Origin of the sequence: Priestia megaterium, assembly GCF_041941685.1 — a bacterium.
Taxonomy (GTDB): Bacteria; Bacillota; Bacilli; order Bacillales; family Bacillaceae_H; genus Priestia; species Priestia megaterium_C.
Genome location: NZ_CP130958.1, coordinates 3,100,685 through 3,119,577, shown reverse-complemented (window position 1 = coordinate 3,119,577; position 18,893 = coordinate 3,100,685). Strand labels below are relative to the sequence as shown.

The 18,893-nt window shown below is 38.4% G+C and carries 22 protein-coding genes; 13 read left to right on the top strand and 9 right to left on the bottom strand.

The genetic code is table 11. The features are described from left to right. Positions 1-198: 198 nt before the first annotated feature. The gene (locus tag Q5794_RS16225) at positions 199-948 is read left to right on the top strand and encodes an SDR family NAD(P)-dependent oxidoreductase (protein WP_214988393.1); all 750 of its coding nucleotides are present in this window, start codon (positions 199-201) and stop codon (positions 946-948) included. 40 nt (positions 949-988) lie between these two features. On the opposite strand, the gene Q5794_RS16220 is transcribed toward Q5794_RS16225, so the two are convergent. Beyond that, positions 989-1,519 (bottom strand): GNAT family N-acetyltransferase, encoded by a 531-nt coding sequence (locus Q5794_RS16220; protein ID WP_057235223.1) that lies wholly within the window; start codon positions 1,517-1,519, stop codon positions 989-991. A gap of 236 nt (positions 1,520-1,755) precedes the next feature. Next, on the bottom strand, positions 1,756-2,760 hold the full coding sequence (locus Q5794_RS16215; RefSeq protein ID WP_214988395.1) for a DUF3231 family protein: 1,005 nt from the start codon (positions 2,758-2,760) through the stop codon (positions 1,756-1,758). Between the two features lie 330 nt (positions 2,761-3,090). Between Q5794_RS16215 and Q5794_RS16210 the strand changes: the two genes are divergently transcribed. From Q5794_RS16210 to Q5794_RS16185, 6 genes are all read left to right on the top strand, one after another. Further along, positions 3,091-3,885, top strand: coding sequence for an aminoglycoside N(3)-acetyltransferase (locus Q5794_RS16210; RefSeq protein ID WP_214988397.1), 795 nt, complete (start codon positions 3,091-3,093; stop codon positions 3,883-3,885). Positions 3,886-4,155: 270 nt separating this feature from the next. Next, positions 4,156-5,388: an NADP-dependent malic enzyme gene (locus Q5794_RS16205; protein ID WP_013057787.1), complete on the top strand. Its 1,233-nt coding sequence runs from the start codon at positions 4,156-4,158 to the stop codon at positions 5,386-5,388. A 165-nt stretch (positions 5,389-5,553) separates the two neighbouring features. Beyond that, positions 5,554-5,859: an antibiotic biosynthesis monooxygenase gene (locus Q5794_RS16200; protein WP_013057785.1), complete on the top strand. Its 306-nt coding sequence runs from the start codon at positions 5,554-5,556 to the stop codon at positions 5,857-5,859. Then, complete coding sequence (locus Q5794_RS16195; protein WP_214988399.1) at positions 5,856-6,221, top strand: hypothetical protein; 366 nt, start codon at positions 5,856-5,858, stop codon at positions 6,219-6,221. Before Q5794_RS16200 ends, Q5794_RS16195 begins: the two co-directional genes overlap by 4 nt. 192 nt (positions 6,222-6,413) lie before the next feature. Beyond that, positions 6,414-7,058, top strand: a complete 645-nt coding sequence (locus Q5794_RS16190; protein WP_214988401.1) for a hypothetical protein — start codon at positions 6,414-6,416, stop codon at positions 7,056-7,058. A 99-nt stretch (positions 7,059-7,157) separates the two neighbouring features. Continuing rightward, entirely contained in the window at positions 7,158-7,577 is a 420-nt protein-coding gene (locus tag Q5794_RS16185; protein ID WP_075420949.1) for an Rrf2 family transcriptional regulator, read from the top strand. Between the two features lie 30 nt (positions 7,578-7,607). On the opposite strand, the gene Q5794_RS16180 is transcribed toward Q5794_RS16185, so the two are convergent. The 5 genes from Q5794_RS16180 to Q5794_RS16160 all read right to left on the bottom strand — a co-directional run bounded on the left by Q5794_RS16180 (position 7,608) and on the right by Q5794_RS16160 (position 11,596). Beyond that, a complete protein-coding gene (locus Q5794_RS16180; protein ID WP_374988155.1) occupies positions 7,608-9,230 on the bottom strand; it encodes an APC family permease in 1,623 nt (540 codons plus the stop codon). Positions 9,231-9,623: 393 nt separating this feature from the next. Then, complete coding sequence (locus Q5794_RS16175) at positions 9,624-10,079, bottom strand: hypothetical protein (protein WP_014459377.1); 456 nt, start codon at positions 10,077-10,079, stop codon at positions 9,624-9,626. 238 nt (positions 10,080-10,317) lie between these two features. Beyond that, positions 10,318-10,770 carry a DMT family transporter gene (locus Q5794_RS16170; RefSeq protein ID WP_192994167.1) on the bottom strand — a complete coding sequence of 151 codons (453 nt, stop codon included), beginning with the start codon at positions 10,768-10,770 and terminating at the stop codon, positions 10,318-10,320. 12 nt (positions 10,771-10,782) lie between these two features. After that, a complete protein-coding gene (locus Q5794_RS16165) occupies positions 10,783-11,211 on the bottom strand; it encodes a DMT family transporter (protein WP_214988404.1) in 429 nt (142 codons plus the stop codon). Between the two features lie 70 nt (positions 11,212-11,281). Then, positions 11,282-11,596, bottom strand: a complete 315-nt coding sequence (locus Q5794_RS16160; RefSeq protein WP_013083854.1) for a helix-turn-helix transcriptional regulator — start codon at positions 11,594-11,596, stop codon at positions 11,282-11,284. A 294-nt stretch (positions 11,597-11,890) separates the two neighbouring features. Here Q5794_RS16160 and Q5794_RS16155 point away from each other — a divergent pair, with 294 nt between their 5' ends. From Q5794_RS16155 to Q5794_RS16145, 3 genes are all read left to right on the top strand, one after another. Continuing rightward, the gene (locus Q5794_RS16155; RefSeq protein WP_192994163.1) at positions 11,891-13,381 is read left to right on the top strand and encodes an MFS transporter; all 1,491 of its coding nucleotides are present in this window, start codon (positions 11,891-11,893) and stop codon (positions 13,379-13,381) included. 286 nt (positions 13,382-13,667) lie between these two features. Next, positions 13,668-13,838: a hypothetical protein gene (locus tag Q5794_RS16150; protein ID WP_013057775.1), complete on the top strand. Its 171-nt coding sequence runs from the start codon at positions 13,668-13,670 to the stop codon at positions 13,836-13,838. A gap of 146 nt (positions 13,839-13,984) precedes the next feature. Next, a complete protein-coding gene (locus tag Q5794_RS16145; protein ID WP_192994161.1) occupies positions 13,985-14,377 on the top strand; it encodes a hypothetical protein in 393 nt (130 codons plus the stop codon). Positions 14,378-14,400: 23 nt separating this feature from the next. Here the strand turns inward: Q5794_RS16145 and Q5794_RS16140 are convergent, their stop codons facing one another. Next, positions 14,401-14,757: a helix-turn-helix domain-containing protein gene (locus Q5794_RS16140; RefSeq protein ID WP_013057773.1), complete on the bottom strand. Its 357-nt coding sequence runs from the start codon at positions 14,755-14,757 to the stop codon at positions 14,401-14,403. Positions 14,758-15,023: 266 nt separating this feature from the next. Between Q5794_RS16140 and Q5794_RS16135 the strand changes: the two genes are divergently transcribed. Beyond that, positions 15,024-16,007: an asparaginase gene (locus tag Q5794_RS16135; protein WP_214988406.1), complete on the top strand. Its 984-nt coding sequence runs from the start codon at positions 15,024-15,026 to the stop codon at positions 16,005-16,007. A gap of 20 nt (positions 16,008-16,027) precedes the next feature. Beyond that, the gene (aspA, locus tag Q5794_RS16130; RefSeq protein ID WP_374988154.1) at positions 16,028-17,458 is read left to right on the top strand and encodes an aspartate ammonia-lyase; all 1,431 of its coding nucleotides are present in this window, start codon (positions 16,028-16,030) and stop codon (positions 17,456-17,458) included. A 31-nt stretch (positions 17,459-17,489) separates the two neighbouring features. On the opposite strand, the gene Q5794_RS16125 is transcribed toward aspA, so the two are convergent. Further along, positions 17,490-17,933: an HIT family protein gene (locus Q5794_RS16125; protein ID WP_214988407.1), complete on the bottom strand. Its 444-nt coding sequence runs from the start codon at positions 17,931-17,933 to the stop codon at positions 17,490-17,492. Between the two features lie 204 nt (positions 17,934-18,137). Between Q5794_RS16125 and Q5794_RS16120 the strand changes: the two genes are divergently transcribed. Beyond that, positions 18,138-18,560, top strand: coding sequence for a MerR family transcriptional regulator (locus tag Q5794_RS16120; RefSeq protein WP_214988408.1), 423 nt, complete (start codon positions 18,138-18,140; stop codon positions 18,558-18,560). Positions 18,561-18,893: the final 333 nt, after the last annotated feature.

Genomic DNA, 18,893 nt, shown 5'->3' with positions numbered 1-18,893 from the left:
TTTTTCTATTTTAATATTCTCTAACAAATACAGCTACTCCAAATACTCCTAATCTTTCAGCGGTAATTTGTTCAAAGCCGTTCACCTATGCCTAACTCGGCTGATTTCATAGCAATGAGGTGATTAATAGAAACGGCTGGTAGAAAAAAAGAATGCTATAATGTAAAAGAAAGGAATTTTCATTAAGGAGGGAGAAACATGCAGCAAAAACGAGTAGCGGTTATTACAGGGGGAGCAAGCGGAATTGGCAAAGAAACTGCCTTAAAGTTTGCGCAAAAAGGAGACACGGTGGTCATTGCTGATTATGATAAAGGGAAAGGAAAAGAGACTCTTCAAAAAATTGAAGAAGCTGGAGGGAGCGCTTTATTTGTGCAAACGGACGTCACAAAGTTTGAAGAAGTGGAAGCACTGATTGAAGAAACTGTGAACCGCTTTGGGCGAATTGATGTGATGTTTAACAATGCAGGTATTGGACGCCCTACATCTATTTTAGATCAAGACTTAGAAGAATATCACCGTATTATTAATGTGAATCAGCACGGGGTTACATATGGGATTATGGTAGCGGGCAGGAAAATGAGAGAGTTAGGTATTAAAGGCGTCATTATCAATACGGCATCTATTTTTAGCTTCTTAGCCTCACCTGGTACCTATGCCTATCACGCAACGAAAGGAGCTGTTGTGATGATGACGAAATCAGCTGCGCTAGATCTCGCTAAATACGATATTCGTGTCGTCGCCATTGCGCCAGGATTTGTTGATACGCCCATTATTCAAGGCTATAAAGACAACGGTATGATTGAAGGAATGAAAGCGAACACGATGAGCAGAGAGCTCACTACACCAAAACAAATTGCAGATATGGTTTATTTGCTTTCCTTAGAAGAAGCGGGAGCTGTAAACGGCAGCGTCATCATGGCTGATGATGGGTATGCGGCATTTAAATAAAACGAAAAAGGATTCTTTTTAAGAAAAGAATCCTTTTTTATTATGTAGTAGGCAGTGAACTATAAACAAGCGTATCGTGAGCTTTTCCGTTTTGATACATATAGTTTTTTAACACGCCTTCTTTTTGAAACCCGAGCTTTTCAAGCACATGCTGTGATGCTTTGTTTTCAAGAAACACAACAGCTCCAATCCGCACTAGCTGAAGGGTATCAAAGCCATAAGCCATAACAGCCGAAGCAGCTTCCGAAGCATAGCCGTGACCCCAGTGCTGAGGGTGTAGCTCATAGCCAATTTCCGCACGCTTATGCTTTTGGTTCCAATGATTAAATCCAACTGTCCCAATTAATTCACCCGTATCGAGCCGTTCGATTCCCCAGCGCATGCCTTTTTGATTTCTGTAATTTTCAGCAAAAATATCAATCAGCACTAATGCTTCTTGGATAGTTTTGAATTTTTCTTGCCCGTAATATTTGATAACTTCTTTCTGCGAGAAGCAGTCAAAGATAGTATCTGCATCGACTTCTGTTATTTCACGCAGTGTAGTGCGAGGTGTAAGAAGAATAGGAAACATACTTTTCTCCTTTCTATTTTATATAGAAAGATTTCGGCAGCTCAGAGAAAATTCCTTTTATTTTATTTTTCTGTTATAAATTAAGTAGAGATATGAGCTAAACGACTGAGAAAAAGACAGGAAAAACTTCTAAATAACGCAAACAGTTGTTACGTACTAGCACTAAAAACAGTATACTAAAAAAACAAATAGAGCTAGCTGCACGTAGAGCAGCTAGCTTTCCTGTAGGAGAGAACTTATTTTTTAGTTAACTGATTACGATCTTCAATTTGAGGAGGCTCTTCAAGCCACCCGTTTTGAATCATAATTTTGCCGCCTTCTTTCGCCAAACTGTAAATGTCTTTTGCAAGCTGGAGCATCTTTAATGGCAAATCACTTCTTAAACTAAAGGCTCCTCCTAAAGCATTACTCCCCAGACCGAACGTACTCAAAAGACTCGTATTGTACATCATCAGCTTATCTGAAAAAGGAGGAACGGTTGAATTCGTCGCTTTTCCGGCATGAGTAGCCGGGGGTTCTATGTAGCTATGGCGTAAAATATCACCTAATTCTGTTTCAATTTTCTTCGAAAGCTTCATACCCCTGACAAAATGCTGCTGTGCCTCTTTGTTGTTGGCCACTTGAGCAAAACCAATCATCAGCTGCATTCCTACAAGATTTGTATCAACAGCATGTTGAATAAGTGACACTTCAATGGTATTCAGCGATCTTTTTTCGCTAAACCAGCTCAATCCGCCTATATAATTTTGTGCATGGACAAAATGGACTTCCTTAGGCATAGAAACGTATGGGGGTTTTGCAATGACACCCGTTTCTAACAATACTTGTGTGGATTGATTGTATATGTCCTGTGCTTCTGCTGTTGCTTCTACGAAGAAATTCCGGACATCTTCTCGGTAAGACATAGCCGAATGCAAAGCAAACAGTCCTGTTTCAATTTGAGACATTAAGCGTATATACATGACTTCGAACATGTGGTCATATAGTTTAGGAACTCCTACATTCACGTCATCTTTTGTAAAACCAATTGGGATAACAGCGCCTTCGTTCTCAAATATTTCTTTAATTCGCGCTACGCTTTTTAAAGATCGGCTATAATACAGCTCAAAAAGTTCTTTGTAATCTTGTTTATCTTCCAGAAAATATTCTAAAAACCTCAAAATCATCGTTTTTTCCTGATAAGTCATCCATAAGTTAGCAAGCTCCGAGGACGTGAGCGGCGGAAGTTTTGATGTGCTCATTGTACACATTCCTCCTGAAAATAGTGATAGGTAAATATGTATAGCATCATTAGTATTTCTTTTATTTATAGGAATATTCTTCTTTTTAATTTATTGAAAAGCTTCAGTAGTGGTTATTATAGTAAGATAGTTGAAAGAAATAAACCTTACCAACAAGTCAGTTGTATGATAACTGATATGAATAAAACTAAGTTTTTCTATTACTTTAAATAATTTGACAATTGATGTTATTCTTACTATTATGAAAACATAAGTTTTACATATATTGCTAGAGTTCATTGCTAGAGTTCGGCAACACATTCTAGCAGCACTATAAGTAAGGAGCTTACGATGAAGCACGTTGTCCAAGCAACAGATCATCCTAGAACGAAAGATACATTAAAAGAAGAATTACGCAGGTTAGGCATAACACAAGGGATGACTATCATGGTTCATTCTTCGCTATCTTCATTAGGGTGGGTAAACGGAGGTTCAGTAGCCGTTGTTCAAGCTTTAATGGAGACAGTGACAGAGGAAGGAACGATCGTTATGCCGTCACAGTCGGTCGATCTTTCGGATCCATCAGAATGGGGCAATCCGGCTGTGCCAAAAGAGTGGTGGGAAACTATTCGGGAAACGATGCCTGCATATGATCCAGCTCATACACCAACAAGCGGTATGGGACAAATCGTAGAAACTTTTCGAACATACTCTGGCGTAAGAAGAAGCAGCCATCCAATGTATTCATTCGCCGCTTGGGGAAAGGACAGCGAAGACATCTTAAGAGATCCTCCCCTTGAATTCAGTTTAGGCGAAAATTCTCCTCTTGAAAGGCTTTACAAAAAACATGCCTTTGTTTTATTATTAGGTATCGGGGTTGGGAACAATACTTCTTTTCATCTAGCAGAATATCGTATTCCATATCGAAACGTGATTCAAAAAGGATCTCCAGTTATGGATGCAGGAAAGCGAGTATGGAAGACGTATAAGGAATTAGAGTTTCGAGAAGAGCTGTTTGAAAAGATAGGTGAAGCGTTTATTGAAGCAAAAGGAATAAAAGCTGAAAACATCGGTTCAACATGTGCATACTTCTTTTCAATGCCTAAAGCCGTCGATTTTGCTGAAACGTATTTGAAAGCGCTATAGTGAGCGGTTGTATTCTTTTTAAGTTGTCTGTATATCAGACAACTTAAAGTGAGACAAACATGAGTTGCCGCCGCGTCTAGACTTTATATTAACAAAGCGCAGAAGTGGTTTAAGCAAGATAGTTTACTTTTTATATTCCTTGTTTCATAATGGCACTTGTCAGTGAATTTATTCGGTCAGGTTGTCTTACAATTATGGAGATAAAAAGCAAGTGTTAAATAAATTCATTAAAAAATTCAAATGTATAGAAAAAAAGGAGAGAATACAATTATGTCACTACGTGATCAAGCACTACATATGCATCAAGAAAAACAAGGTAAGTTAGAAGTTAAATCAAAAGTTGAAGTTCAAAATGCTCAAGATTTAAGCTTAGCTTACTCTCCAGGAGTAGCAGAACCTTGTAAAGAAATTCATGAACATCCAGAAACGGTGTATGATTACACAATGAAAGGAAACATGGTCGGCGTTGTGACAAATGGTACCGCTGTTCTTGGTCTTGGAAACATCGGACCTGCGGCTTCACTTCCCGTTATGGAAGGAAAAGCAATTTTATTTAAAAGCTTTGCAGGCGTAGATGCATTCCCAATTACACTTGATACAACAGATACAGATAAAATTGTGGAAACTGTGAAATTAATGGCTCATACATTCGGAGGCATTAACTTAGAAGATATCGCAGCTCCGCAGTGCTTTGAAATTGAAGAGCGCCTGAAAAAAGAAGTAGATATTCCTGTGTTCCATGATGATCAGCACGGCACAGCGATCGTAACAGTAGCAGGACTTGTAAATGCACTAAAAATTGTCAATAAATCAATGAAAGACTTAAAAATCGTCTTAAACGGAGCAGGAGCGGCCGGCATTGCCATTACAAAGCTTCTTTATTCTTACGGTGTACGTGACATGATTATGTGTGATACAAGAGGTGCTATTTATGAAGGACGCTCTCAAGGTATGAACAAAGTGAAAGCTGAAGTGGCTTCTTATACAAACGTAAACAAAGAAAGCGGTACGCTAAGCGATGTAATTAAAGGCGCAGATGTATTTATCGGTGTATCTGCAGCAGATGCATTATCTCAAGAGATGGTTAAATCAATGAATGAAGATGCAATTATCTTTGCGATGGCAAATCCTAATCCAGAAATCAAGCCAGACGCTGCAAAAGAAGCGGGAGCGGCTGTTATTGGAACAGGTCGTTCAGACTTCCCTAACCAAGTAAATAACGTTCTTGCATTCCCTGGAATTTTCCGCGGTGCGTTAGACGTTCGCGCTACTCATATCAACGAAGAAATGAAAAAAGCTGCTGTTGAAGCAATTGCAGCCCTTATTACAGAAGAAGAGCTAAACGCAGATTACGTTATCCCTGGACCATTTGATCCTCGCGTAGCGCCAGCTGTAGCAGAGTCTGTAGCAAAAGCGGCAATGGATTCAGGCGTTGCCCGCATTACAATTGATCCAGCACGTGTAAAAACACATACAGAACAATTAACAAAAATCGAAAACTAATAACGGATAAAAAAAGCCCTTTGAAACGCTGTTTCAAAGGGCTTTTTGTTTTAAAGACCTGCTGTAACCGCTGTGAAATCTAAACGTCACACCATTTCATCTCCCATATGATGTACAATAAAGAGAAAAGAACCCAGGTTTTGTATCATAAAGGGAGGAACAAAGATGTACACCGTATTTTCAACATTTAATGTACCGGATGAAAAAGCTGAAGAAGTGATTGGAATTTATAAAAATCGTTCAAAATCAGTCGACGAGGCTCCAGGATTTGTAGACTTTCTACTTCTTCAAAACGATAAGCGAGCAGGGGAGCTCACCGTTCAGCTTACATTTGATACGAAAGAGAATTATTTAAGCTGGGTACGAAGCGAAGATTTCAAGCGTATTCATGATTTAGAGAAAAAGTACCCTGATCAAGAACTGGCAGCCGTCATCCCAAAAGTTTCCCAGTACAAAGTGGTGGCACGATGAGTTCACTTCCCGTTAATAAGATCGTCGAAAGAGTAACGGAGAAAATCTACGAGTTAGAACCTTCTTTGCTCGAAAAATTCGGAGAGCGCGGTAAAGAAAGATGCCATGAAGATAATCATTATCATATGAAGTATCTTGAGACAACATATAAGTTAGACAACCTGCAAATTTTTACGGACTATGCCTTATGGTTAAACAATTTACTCACAAGTAGAGGCATGAAAACACAGCATATTATTGATAATTTTAATTTTATACAAGAAGCGCTGTTTGAATTAGATAATTACGGTGATAAAGAAGTACAGGCGTATGTGACTTACTTAGAAGAAGCAAATCATATACTGAAGCAACAGCAGCTTTAAAAAAGAGGCTAGGACAAAAGTGTTTTAGTTAAAAGAAAATCCGAACGGGTTTGATTCTTGTTAGAGAATTCAATCTGTTCGGATTTTTTCGTGGGTAGGGTGAACGTAGGTTTCCTGTATGTAGTTATGTCTCACTTTTTTTGTTTTACATATGTATAAAGGTGGAAATAAAAAAGAAAAAGGAGAATACATATGCAAAAACAGCTAACAAAAGGAATCCTGTCTTTAATCGCTATGTGTATGATTGGAAGTGCGGCAGCTTGTTCAGGTGAACCAGCTAACAAGACAAAATCTGATAATCATAAAGCAGAGGAAAAACCAATTGAAGACCGTCAAGAATTGACAAAGCTACAGCAGTATTCGAGCGACCCGGACATTAAAAAGGGGAAAGATGAAGATTTTGACTTGATCGGTACGTTAAAAAAAGACGCTGAAAAAGAAATGACGCTGAATATCGATGATCAACTCGTTAAAGTACCAAAAAGCTCTGGGATGGAAGTGGAAGGCTCACAGCTAAAAGATATGATTAATAAAGAAGTAGAAGCTGAAATTGACGCAGCTAAACAAGAAGCAACTAGTATTGAATTAACTCCAAAAGCAAAAGCAGATAAAAATGGCGTGTATGAACAAGATGGAGACGAACGTAAAATTGTAGGTGTTTTTATAGAAGAAAGTAACAAACATATAACGGTAAAAGTTCCAAACGGCAAAAAAACGTATCAAAAAAGCACAGACTTTGAAAAAGAAGAAAAAGGCAGTTTAAAAGAAAAGACGGTATACCTTGAAATCAACTCAGCTAATGAAGTAGAAAGTATAGAAAAAGAAGACCGTGAATAAATAAAGCTACAGTTCTTCTTTCCCTCCTTGCTCTCTTGACTTTTCGAACTGTGTAACTTAACGTTACAGTAGAGAAAGAAAAAAGGTGGTTTATGGAAGATGAACAGTGAATTTACCATTGCCGTGCACAGCTTAGTGTTCCTAGCAAATTTACCAGATCACCGAGCAAGCAGTGAATCGATTGCTTATAACATCTGTACCAATCCTGCACGGGTTCGGAAAATAATGAGTACACTCAGAAAAAACAACTTGGTTCGGACAAAAGAAGGGCTAGGCGGCGGTTATACTTTAGGCTGCAGCCCTGCTGACATAAGTCTTGGGCTGATTTACCGAGCTATATCGACAGGAACGCTGAAGCCTCACTGGTGCAGCGGCGACCCTGACGCTGACTGTATTGTGAAATCAAATATTCAAACAGTGATGGACGACATTTTTACAGAGAGTGAGCAAAGCGTAATCAGGCATTTGGATCAAATTACGATCGAAGACGTGCTGAAAAAAGTTAGAACTGCTCACTAAAAAGCACCTTGCATGAGCAAGGTGCTTTTGTTATGACTCTTTGGAAGCGGCTGTTTCAGCCGCTGCTGCTTTTAAGCCGTCATTTACTTTTCTTCCATTCTCTAAATACTCCGTTTTGAAGCCGCTTTTTAAAGCCCATGTGTAGAAGAGAAGAGAAACAACAACAATAATTCCCATATCCCATCCATATTTAATGACATTAAGGCCCCCAAACTTTTCGCTTCCAAGCCATGAAATAGTCATCATACACAGTAAGTATACAACCATCCATACGCCGCCTTTGAAGTTCTGTCGAAAACCTTTCCATTTAGCCTTTACTTGATAATAAAAATAAATAGGAAGGCCGATTAAAATAATAAACAAAACCTGTCCAGTCAGCGGCCAGCGCGCCCAATATAACGTTAAAGAAGCAAAAATAAAACCTAGCGGCGCAATAATGCTTAATCCTTTTAAACGAAGAGGGCGATATAAATCGCTGCCAGTTCGTCTTAGCGTCATAACGGTAACAGGGCCTGTAATGTAAGAAATAAGCGTAGCGACTGAAATAATTTCAGCAAGCACGCCCCAGCCCCGAAATAAAAACAAAAAGACAAGAGCAACAGCTAAGTTAAAAAACATGGCTTGACGCGGAACACCATAAATAGGATGAAGGCGTCCTAGAACACTTGGCAAATATTTATTTTGTTCCATACCATAAATCATTCGAGCAGTAGTAGCTGTATACGTAATACCCGTTCCAGATGGTGAAACAAAGGCATCTGCATACAGGACAATTACAAGCCAGTTAATGTTAAGCGCAATCGCTAAATCTGCAAATGGAGAGTTAAAATTTAAATGACTCCATCCCTTCGCAATATCAGAAGGATTTACTGCCCCGATAAAGGCAATTTGTAGAAGCAAATAAATGACTGTAGCCACTAAAATTGAGCCTACAACCGCAATTGGAATAGATCTTCCAGGATGCTTTGCTTCTCCGGCCATATTAATGGGGCTTTGAAAACCGTTAAAAGCGAATACAATCCCAGACGTAGCAACAGCTGTTAGCACACTAGCCCAGCCGTTTGGTGCGATGCTGCTTCCAGAAGTGAAGTTCTCGCCGTGAAAGCCGACAAATAGAAGTGCTCCAATTGTAAGTCCCGGTATAACAATTTTAAAAATAGTAATTAACGAGTTTGCCTTGGAAAATAGTCCAACTGTCCAATAATTCAGTAAAAAGTAAATAATCAATAGCACAGTAGCGATAGCTAATCCTTCGCCAGTTAACGTTCCTTTTTCTACGAGGTGGCTTGTCCACTGTGCCCACTTCCAAGGCCACGAACTCATATACTGTACAGAAGCTACTGCTTCGACTGGAATAACGGATACAATCGCAATCCAGTTTGCCCAAGCAGCGATAAAACCAATAAACGAACCGTGTGAGTACTGCGTATACTTGACCATCCCGCCGGCTTCGGGAAACATGGATCCTAATTCACTGTAAGAAAGTGCAATAAATAAAATAACGACCATTCCAATGACCCATGATAAAATAGCAGCCGGCCCTGCAATTTGAGCTGCTCGCCATGCTCCAAATAACCAGCCGGAACCAATAATTGATCCAAGTCCCGTCATGGTTAATGCGAATGTTCCCATTCTTCGATGTAAATTGTTCATCTGACTAACACCTTTCATGTAAAATAAGTCTTTCATTTAAACATTGTTGCTTTATTATTATTATTCTGAAATCTTTGGTTGTCAACTTTTGTCGTTGCATGCAGTTCTTAATGCCTGTTGATTTCCCGTTATGCAGGACAGCTATCCTCAACCTTTCTGTCACGGTAATTAAAGCGCTTTACTTTCTTTTTCATCCTACAGGAAACCCTACAGAAATAGATAAAAACCGACAAAAAGTTATCAAGTTCATACCTTATGCACTAGCAATATGAAAAAATTAGGGGATAAGTGGTAGTTGTATTCCCTAAATATGTGAAGAGAAAACACACTTCATAATAAAGCCCCTTTTGAATAGAGGAATAAATACCTTCAAAAGGGGGGAGAATTGGACTTTTATCTTTCTTGATGTTTATACTCGAGTAGTTTTACGACGTTTTCTACATCATTTTCAGCAGAAAGTTCGTTGATATTCACTTTATAAATAAGCGTATCCGTTGCAAAAAATTCATCTTCTCCCTCAGGTTTTACTTTTAAGTTTAAGATTTTTACCCGCACAATATGAGTGAACTTACCGCCTTTACCGGGCTGTATTTCACCCATTTGTATCCCGATATCATCTTTTTTAATCGGGCGAACTTTTACTTTTTTATGCTGTTTACCGTAAACCTTCTCATAATGAGAAGTAATATCTTGATGTACCCAAGGTTCAAGAGATTGATAAATAAAATCTTTTACAACAGGCTGACTTACGTGTGATTCTATATTTTCTTCTGGTATATTTTCTTCTGCGGAAATGGAAAGCGTAAAACAAAAAAAGACAAATGCTGCTAAAAATAAAAATTTTCCCACGAAAAAACCCACCTTACCTGTTCGTTTATGTAGCCGATTTTCTAGATCTGCCTCTTTATCTTTTGAACAAAGGCAGGAAGGTATGCACAATTTTTTGTGTAATTTATCTTAATAAAATCAATTTAGTTTAAATAAAATATGTTCTAAATAATTGATTGAAAATTCAAATGCGGTTTACGTACAAAAAATAGCCAAGTGCGCCTTTACATAGGGGCACTTGGCTATTTGCATGAACATTTTATGCTGCTGTTTTCTTATTGCCTTTAAAAATAAAATAAAGAGCTAATAACATAAATGCTACACCAATCCAGCGGGCTAGATCAAAGGGTACTTCCTTGCTTCCAAACCAGCCAAAATGGTCGATAATCATACTTGCAAATAACTGACCGATAACAGTTGAGATATTAGCTGCTGTTACCCCAATTTTAGGAACAGCTAAAACGGTTAGAAATAAATAAGATGCTCCGAATAACGCGCAGGTAAGCTGCCATTTAGGGACATTAAAAACAGAGAGAATGTTTCCTTGACCAAAAAATACAACGACAATCGTTAAAATCATGGCACCTGTCGCAAAGGTTAAAAAAGCTGTTTCAAACGTACCTGTTTTTTTACTTAGTGTGCCGTTTATAGAAGACTGAGCGCTTAGCGTTAAACCTCCTATTAAGGTAAGTATCACCATTAATAAACTCATCGTAAAACCCTCCTAGAAAATAAGTACAAGCGCAATTCCCATGCATACAATAGCCATTACGCGTTCTTTGTTAATTTTAATTTTGCTGCTGCCAAGCCAACCAAAATGCTCAATGATCATGCTTGTAATCATTTGACCCACAATAACAGCAACCATTGAAACGCCAATTCCGATAAAGGGGATACTAATCACTAGAATTGTTAAATAAACCGTACCTAATAAACCGCCGGTTAAATTCCACTTAGGTGCTTTTAAGACGTAAGGTAAATCTCCTTTTCCAGCAAATAAAGTGGTCAGACCTAAAATGAGCGTTCCCATGATAAAAATATAATAACTGCTTTCAAGTTTTCCCACTGTTTTTCCAAGTTCTCCGGCAATGGCGCCTTCCATACTTAAGGCAGCGCCGCCTAGAACCGCAACCAAATAAACCAAAAACTTCACGTTTATCACTCCAATATTTCTTTATATTTATATATCTAGAAAAATAGATATAATAAGTAAAAAAAACTTGTTAAAGTTTTTTTCGTAAGAATGAAGAAAGCTCTTGAAGCGTTTCTTCATTTCGGCGATAGTATGTCCATTGACCGTGCCGAATTGACTCTAACAAACCTGCTTTTTGCATCATGGAAAGATAACTGGACACTGTGGACTGAGACAGCTGAGCTTTTTCCTGAATATCTCCCACGCAAACACCGCCTCTGCTGCTGACCTCCTTAGGCAAATGTGCTTGTTTGTCTTTAAAATGCTTTTCAGGTTCTTTTAACCACTCCAATATATTTAATCGAGTTTCATTAGATAATGCTTTAAAGATATCAATAGGTTTCATACTTATTATTTTATTCGTAACAGCTCAGATGTCAAATGTTCAAGTTTGTATTTTATAGTTGAATAACAAGCAATGGGTTGAATTATAACAGCTGTGAAAAAAAGTCAACTTATAATAGAGGATAAAGAAGAACGGTTTACCCAGTCATTTTTCTATTTATATAATCAAAAAATATCTTATTCTTTTGAGTAGAAAAGGTGACATATTCCTTATTTTTCAAGGGATAGTTTAGTAAAATAGAAAAAAGTGAATAACAAAAGAAACTAGTCTATTTACTCAGGGGGAGGGCTGCATATGCAAGGGAAAACAAAACAAGTGCGCTTTCGTAATATGGTAGCATATGGATTTGGGGATTTGTTTGGCGGAGGATCCTTTTTTATTATCGGCACATTATTTATGGTTTTTTTAACGGATGTAGTCGGGCTTTCTCCTGTAGAAGCAGGAACGATTGTAGCTCTTGGAAAAGTGTGGGATGCTTTGTTAGATCCAACCATTGGGTACATATCTGATCACCTTCAGACAAAAAAAGGACGAAGAAGAGTCTTTTTTCTTTTTGGAATCATTCCAGTTGCCATCACGTTCAGTATGCTGTGGATTCCTATTGAAGGATCGCATATGTTTAAATACACCTATTTTATCTTAGCCTATCTTTTATTTAACACGGCTTTTGGTATGGTGATGGTTCCTTACAATACGCTAGCAGCAGAGATGACGACAGATTATAGTATTCGTTCGAAAATGACGGGAATACGCATGGTCTTTTCACAAGGCGCTTCATTTTTAGGCGCTTTCTTCCCAAAACGAATCATTGATGCGTTTCCAGGTGGACAAGGGTATTTAATCATGGGCATTATCTTTGGTCTTCTTTTTGCTCTTCCATGGATTTTTGTCTATAAGGGAACATGGGATAGCGGAGAAGTAGTGAAACGAAAAAAGCAAAACGGATTTTGGTTAGAATTTAAGCAGCTTTTTATCAGTTTTGGAAGTGCATTTAAAAATAAGTCGTTTAACGTGTATCTTGCCATGTATTTAGCATCTTACATTGCAATGGATGTATTTAATGCTCTTTTCTTTTATTTTATTGCCTATTACATGCTGCGTGAAGCTATTTATGCAGACACCCTAAGCTTTGTCCAAATTACACAGGTGCTATTTATTCCTCTTGTTACGTACATAGCCATTAAGTTAGGAAATAAATTAACCTATAACTTCAGCATGATCATCTGGGGAACGGGCATTATTTTATTCAGTTTCCTAACAACAGATAGCTCTTTAGTTCTTATTTATTTAGCAGCATTTTTCTTAGGAAGCGGTCATTCTGGAGCGATTATGATTCCATGGAACGTACTGCCGTTTGTATCAGATGTAGATGAAATGATTACGACAAAAAGAAGAGAAGGCGTGTATGCAGGGCTGATGTCGTTTATTCGAAAATCTTCTCAGGCGCTTGCAATTTTTCTTGTTGGTGTTGCCTTAAAGAATATTGGCTATGTACCAAACGCCGAGCAGTCAGCGTCTACGCTAGCCGGCTTGCAAAAGCTGTTCATGATTGTACCTGCTATTTTGATTCTCGCTGGAATTATCGCAACCATATGGTTTAAAATAAGTCCGGAAAATCACAAAATCTTATTAACTGAAATTCAAAGAAGAAAAAAGGGAGGCCGAGCGAAAGACGTTACTCCTGAAGCGAAAGCGGTTTGTGAAAGTTTAACGGGTTATAAATACGAACAGCTTTGGAAAGACATAACCATTTCAAAAGAAATTCGAAATAAAACGGTTGTTTAACCTTGAATTTCGCGAAAAAGCGCAAAACTTTCAGCGCAAACATTCGCTAATTATATCCAATAAGAAACTTCCTCTGACGTATTGCCTTTTGACAAGAAAAGAAATTCTCCTGTCTATCGACTCATTTTTCAGGTGAATTTTAGAAAGGAAGGATTTCTTGCCATTAAAGATGTGCAATTTGGCACGTCTTGATAGGGTGGATTGTACAACTTATAATAAAACTATAAACTAGCCACAGGCGCTTTCAAGGCGCAGGTATAAATTAGAAAGAAGGAAGGTACAGTTTATGCCAATTCGATATGTTTGTCCACAATGCCAAGGAGCCGGTAAGAAATTTGGATTTATAAAGTGCAAAGTGTGCAACGGCGAAGGAAACATTATCATGTCTTCTAATGAGCCAGATCCAACTAAAAATAAAAAATTAAAATCATCTTCTAAACAAGACAAAGCAATGTAAGCTATTGTTAGTAAAGGTATGTATGAACCCCGCTTTTCTATAAAAAAGCGGGGTTTTCTGCTAGACAGACAAACGCTTTTCTTATGATACAATAAAATGAAAGTCGCTAAAATAAGGGATAGGGAACCGAAAGAAGAGGGAGATAGATGGAATACATCGCAAAACAGTTTACGCCGCAGTTAGAACAACATATACATACAGTTGAAAGATCTATGCAAGAACTTCTCAAATCAATATATGCACAATATAAAGAAGCTTTTGAAAAAAAAGGGATGCAGCTTTCTGTAGATGTGATCCGTGAAGGGGAAAATCCTTTTCAGCCCGGTTACCACGCCACTATTCAAGTGGGTATTTCGGAAAAAGATGAGTTTTTAGACGGTCTTTTTATTCCTATCTGGCACTGTGTACGCACATTTTGGGGCATTCGTTCTTCGAGGAAGCTCCCAGGCAGCAAGATAACCGGAGAGCTGGTGGAAGAAACAGAAGAGGAAATAACAAAAGAAGTAGTAGGCTATTTAGAAATGCAGCTAGAAGATTAGAAGCACCCTGCTTCTAATCTTCTTTAAATTGAAGAAGGTGCAGTTTCTTTTTCAATTTGTCTTTTAGCACGAATAAAAGCCGTCAGCTGCTGAATTTCTTCTTGAGATAGTTCCGCACCGTCGACTGTAATCGTATGAGTTTGAGGCGATGTTAATTCGATGGGTGCATCTGAAAGAGAATGAGGTTCCTTTTCCTTACCTAGCAAGTAGTCTGTTGATGTATCAAATAGTTCTGCGATTGTAACGAGTGCTTCAAGAGAAGGACGACGATAGCCAGATTCGTATCCTGCGTAGGTGCTTTTAGCAATTTCAAGCTGGTCAGCTGTATATTGAAGAGACCATTTTTTTTCTTTCCTGAGTTGAGCTAATCTGCTTAACATTCATGACGCTCCTTTGTAGGTGTAGTATGTAAAAACCGAGGCATTCAGCTCGCGCGCAGATCTTTGTAATCAAACCTTGAGCTAATTTACATTTTTATTCATTATATCATTGCTGCAGAAAAAAGTGTACGCGAAACGAATAATTTTTCTCTTGATTTATTGATTTTTGGTTACTATAATTACAGGTGAAGTACGCGAAATGAATATAATTTATTTGATAGATTGTCAGGTTTTTTTACAAAAATTAAGCAAAGGGGATGTCGGTTTTGAAAAAACTATTATTGTTATCAACTGGTGGAACGGTCGCTTCACTTGAAGGTGAAAATGGACTTGTTCCTGGAATGGAGCCAGATCAATTACTAAGCTACATACCTGATTTAAATGAACACTGTCAAATTGACAGCAAATCTCTTATGAATCTTGATAGTACAAATATGCAGCCAGAATGTTGGATAGAGATGGCAAAAGCGATTGAAGAGCATTATAATGAATACGATGGTTTTGTTATTACCCATGGAACTGATACAATGGCCTACACATCGGCAGCTCTTTCTTACATGCTTCAGCATTCTAAAAAACCAATTGCGATTACCGGATCTCAAATTCCTATTTCATTTAGTAAAACGGACGCGAAGCGCAATATTGCAGATGCGATTCGCTTTGCATGTGAAGAAACAGGCGGAGTCTATGTAGTCTTTGACGGTCGTGTGATTCAAGGTACAAGAGCAATCAAGCTTCGTACAAAAAGCTATGATGCATTTGAAAGCATTAATTATCCATACGTGGCGTCTATCCATGATAATACGGTGGAATATACAAAACCCGTTCGCCCTAGTAAAGAAGAGTTGACGGTTAATACATCTCTTTGTACGGATGTAGCGGTTGTTAAACTGTTTCCCGGCATTAAACCCGAATTTTTCGATGGATTAAAAGATGAATATCAAGGCGTTGTTGTTGAAAGCTATGGAAGTGGAGGTATTCCATTTCAAGTTCGCAACATTTTAGCCAAGCTTGTTGAGTTAACAAACCACGGTGTATCCGTTGTCATTACGACTCAGTGTCTTGAAGAAGGAGAAGACATGGGCATTTATGAAGTAGGCCGAATGATTAATCATGACAGCGTCGTGCGCTCAAAAAACATGAACACAGAAGCCATTGTTCCTAAATTAATGTGGGTGCTCGGACAAACCAAAGACCCTCACCAAGTTAAAAAGATAATGGAAACGTCGATTGCAGAAGATATTAATTAAAAAAGAAAGCAGGTACAGCTATGAAACAAGAAACAGCAGGATATCGTACAGAAGCTGATTTTCTAGGAGAAAAACAAATCCCAGCAGACGTATACTACGGTGTACAGACCGCACGTGCCGTAGAAAATTTCCCGATTACGGGTTATAAAGTACATGAAGAAATGATTAAAGCGCTTGCTATTGTAAAAAAAGCGGCAGCGCTTGCAAATATGGATACAAAGCGCTTGTATGAGGGTATTGGAAATGTGATTGTGCAAGCAGCTGATGAAATCTTAGCAGGTCAGTGGCATGAATACTTTATTGTTGACCCTATTCAAGGCGGAGCGGGAACATCAATGAATATGAATGCTAATGAAGTTATTGCAAACCGTGCTCTTGAAATTATGGGAAATAATAAAGGGGAGTATGGTAAATTAAGTCCTAACAGCCATGTGAATATGTCTCAGTCAACAAATGATGTATTTCCAACGGCTATCCATATTTCAACGCTGAACTTATTAAATAAACTTCTTGTTACAATGAATGATATGCATGATGTGTTTAAACGAAAAGCGCAAGAATTTGATCATGTAATTAAAATGGGCCGTACGCACCTTCAAGATGCTGTACCCGTTCGTCTTGGTCAAGAGTTTGAAGCATACAGCCGCGTGTTAGCGCGCGACATTAAGCGTATCAGCGCAACGCGTGACCACTTGCATGAAGTAAATATGGGGGCGACAGCTGTTGGAACAGGCTTAAATGCAGATCCTCGCTATATTGAAAATGTAGTCAAACACTTAGCCGATATCAGCGGTCTGCCGCTTGTGCATGCAGAGCATTTAGTGGACGCTACTCAAAATACAGATGCTTATACAGAAGTATCTGCAGCGCTTAAAATCTGTATGACGAATATGTCTAAAATCGCAAATGACCTGCGTTTAATGGCATCTGGACCTCGTGCAGGTCTAGGAGAAATCAGCCTTCCTGCTCGTCAGCCCGGCTCTTCAATCATGCCAGGAAAAGTAAACCCGGTTATGGCTGAATTAATCAATCAAATTGCGTTTCAAGTAATGGGAAATGACCAAACGATCTCTCTTGCTTCAGAAGCAGGTCAGATGGAGCTTAATGTCATGGAACCTGTGCTTGTATTTAACTTGCTTCAATCAATCAGCATTATGAATAACGGTTTCAGAAGCTTTACAGATCACTGTTTAGCAGGAATTGAAGCAAATGAAACGCGCATGAAAGAATATGTAGAAAAAAGCGTAGGAATTATTACAGCTGTTAACCCTCACTTAGGCTATGAAGTCGTATCGCGTATTGCGCGTGAAGCGATTTTAACAGGAAAACCAATTCGTGAGCTTTGCCTTCAATACGATGTGTTAACAGAAGAGGAATTAGATCTCATTTTAAATCCATTTGAAATGACGAACCCTGGTATTGCAGGAAGTTCATTGTTTGATCGTCAGTAAAAAGAACGGCTTCCATAAGGAAGCCGTTTTTTTATAAAGACATTTGCTGAATGACGCGGCGCATTTCCTGAGCTGTTGCAGCCAAAGCGTCATTTTTTTCAGCAAACTGGGGAATTTGCGTATAAAAATCCCCGAAACACTCCTCTTTATATCTCGGAACGACGTGCATGTGAAAATGAGTTAACTCGTTAAACATTCCCCCGTTTTGAGAGAGAGTAACTCCGTCTGGAACAAAGAGCGTCTCCACTGCTTTTGTCATTCGCTTCGCTGCATTCATCACGGCCAGTATGTGTTCAGTATCAAATTCGTCGATTTCCACTATATGTGTTTTAGGAAGAATTAAGACGTGTCCTTCGTTAAATGGCTTGTGATCTAATAGGCACGTCACAAACGAATCTTCAAATATCACATGCGATTTCTCTTGGTTATTTGCTAATCGACACCCTAAGCAATCTACACTTCGATTCCCCATCATACGTTCTCTCCTTTTTTAAGTATACACAGTTGTTTTTTCGGTTAGTAAAGAGAGCCCGGATATATGACCTGGGCTCTTTGTTTTGTTCTTTTTATAGGTTTAGCTTATTTATCCAAAATTTACCATGGTTTTAATTGTAAAAACAAGGAATTTACAGTATAATGATAGTGTAACAGTTAACTGTAACTAATAAGGAGGGTTTGTTTGAATACGTATACAGGAAAGCAAATTGCGGAGTTATTAAATAATGAAGGTGCGGACTTGAACTTGCGTACAGTACGGTATTACACGCAAATAGAAATTGTTCCTCCGCTAGAGCTAGTAGGGAATAAGCGTGTCTATACAGATCAGCACCTTCACTACTTTCGAGCCGTTTTAACATTATCAAAAGCAGGTGAGTCACTAGCTTCCATTCAAGAAACGCTGCGTTCAATGAGTGATGAAGAAGTAAAAAACATCGGTGCGCAGCTTCCTCTTTACCAAAGCAAACAAATTCAAAATCAAGAAATGCATCAAGTCAATGAAGATGTGTTTGTAGCTATGAATCGAAATTTATCAGCGGACGTACGGCAAAAAGTAATTGAGTCCGTTACTCAGATTTTAAAGGATCATTCATCGCATGATTAAATTAGCTGTGGCAAAATCAGTGATGGAAAAAGAAGAAGGAATGAACCACCTTTGTATTACATTTGAACGTTCCCAAGTAAAAGTAAAAAACATCACGATTGATATTCAGCTGCCCGAAGGTCTGTTTAAAACGACAAACTTAAATGGATACCGGGAAAACAAACAGGGGCAAATTGAAGTAAAACATATCGACGATGAACCTCTATTAATAGAGCTCTACACGGAAGAGACTGTTTTATATCCACAGGCAGAGATTGCAGTTGCTTTGACTTACCGCGATGAAAGCTTGCATATACAGCAAGAAAGGCATTCTCTAATGATTAAATTTACGGA

Coding starts and splice junctions, on each gene's coding strand:
- Q5794_RS16225 (WP_214988393.1), top strand. CDS start 199: ATGCAGCAAAAACGAGTAGCGGTTATTACAGGGGGAGCAAGCGGAATT.
- Q5794_RS16220 (WP_057235223.1), bottom strand. CDS start 1,519: ATGTTTCCTATTCTTCTTACACCTCGCACTACACTGCGTGAAATAACA.
- Q5794_RS16215 (WP_214988395.1), bottom strand. CDS start 2,760: ATGAGCACATCAAAACTTCCGCCGCTCACGTCCTCGGAGCTTGCTAAC.
- Q5794_RS16210 (WP_214988397.1), top strand. CDS start 3,091: ATGAAGCACGTTGTCCAAGCAACAGATCATCCTAGAACGAAAGATACA.
- Q5794_RS16205 (WP_013057787.1), top strand. CDS start 4,156: ATGTCACTACGTGATCAAGCACTACATATGCATCAAGAAAAACAAGGT.
- Q5794_RS16200 (WP_013057785.1), top strand. CDS start 5,554: ATGTACACCGTATTTTCAACATTTAATGTACCGGATGAAAAAGCTGAA.
- Q5794_RS16195 (WP_214988399.1), top strand. CDS start 5,856: ATGAGTTCACTTCCCGTTAATAAGATCGTCGAAAGAGTAACGGAGAAA.
- Q5794_RS16190 (WP_214988401.1), top strand. CDS start 6,414: ATGCAAAAACAGCTAACAAAAGGAATCCTGTCTTTAATCGCTATGTGT.
- Q5794_RS16185 (WP_075420949.1), top strand. CDS start 7,158: ATGAACAGTGAATTTACCATTGCCGTGCACAGCTTAGTGTTCCTAGCA.
- Q5794_RS16180 (WP_374988155.1), bottom strand. CDS start 9,230: ATGAACAATTTACATCGAAGAATGGGAACATTCGCATTAACCATGACG.
- Q5794_RS16170 (WP_192994167.1), bottom strand. CDS start 10,770: ATGAGTTTATTAATGGTGATACTTACCTTAATAGGAGGTTTAACGCTA.
- Q5794_RS16160 (WP_013083854.1), bottom strand. CDS start 11,596: ATGAAACCTATTGATATCTTTAAAGCATTATCTAATGAAACTCGATTA.
- Q5794_RS16155 (WP_192994163.1), top strand. CDS start 11,891: ATGCAAGGGAAAACAAAACAAGTGCGCTTTCGTAATATGGTAGCATAT.
- Q5794_RS16150 (WP_013057775.1), top strand. CDS start 13,668: ATGCCAATTCGATATGTTTGTCCACAATGCCAAGGAGCCGGTAAGAAA.
- Q5794_RS16145 (WP_192994161.1), top strand. CDS start 13,985: ATGGAATACATCGCAAAACAGTTTACGCCGCAGTTAGAACAACATATA.
- Q5794_RS16140 (WP_013057773.1), bottom strand. CDS start 14,757: ATGTTAAGCAGATTAGCTCAACTCAGGAAAGAAAAAAAATGGTCTCTT.
- aspA (WP_374988154.1), top strand. CDS start 16,028: ATGAAACAAGAAACAGCAGGATATCGTACAGAAGCTGATTTTCTAGGA.
- Q5794_RS16125 (WP_214988407.1), bottom strand. CDS start 17,933: ATGATGGGGAATCGAAGTGTAGATTGCTTAGGGTGTCGATTAGCAAAT.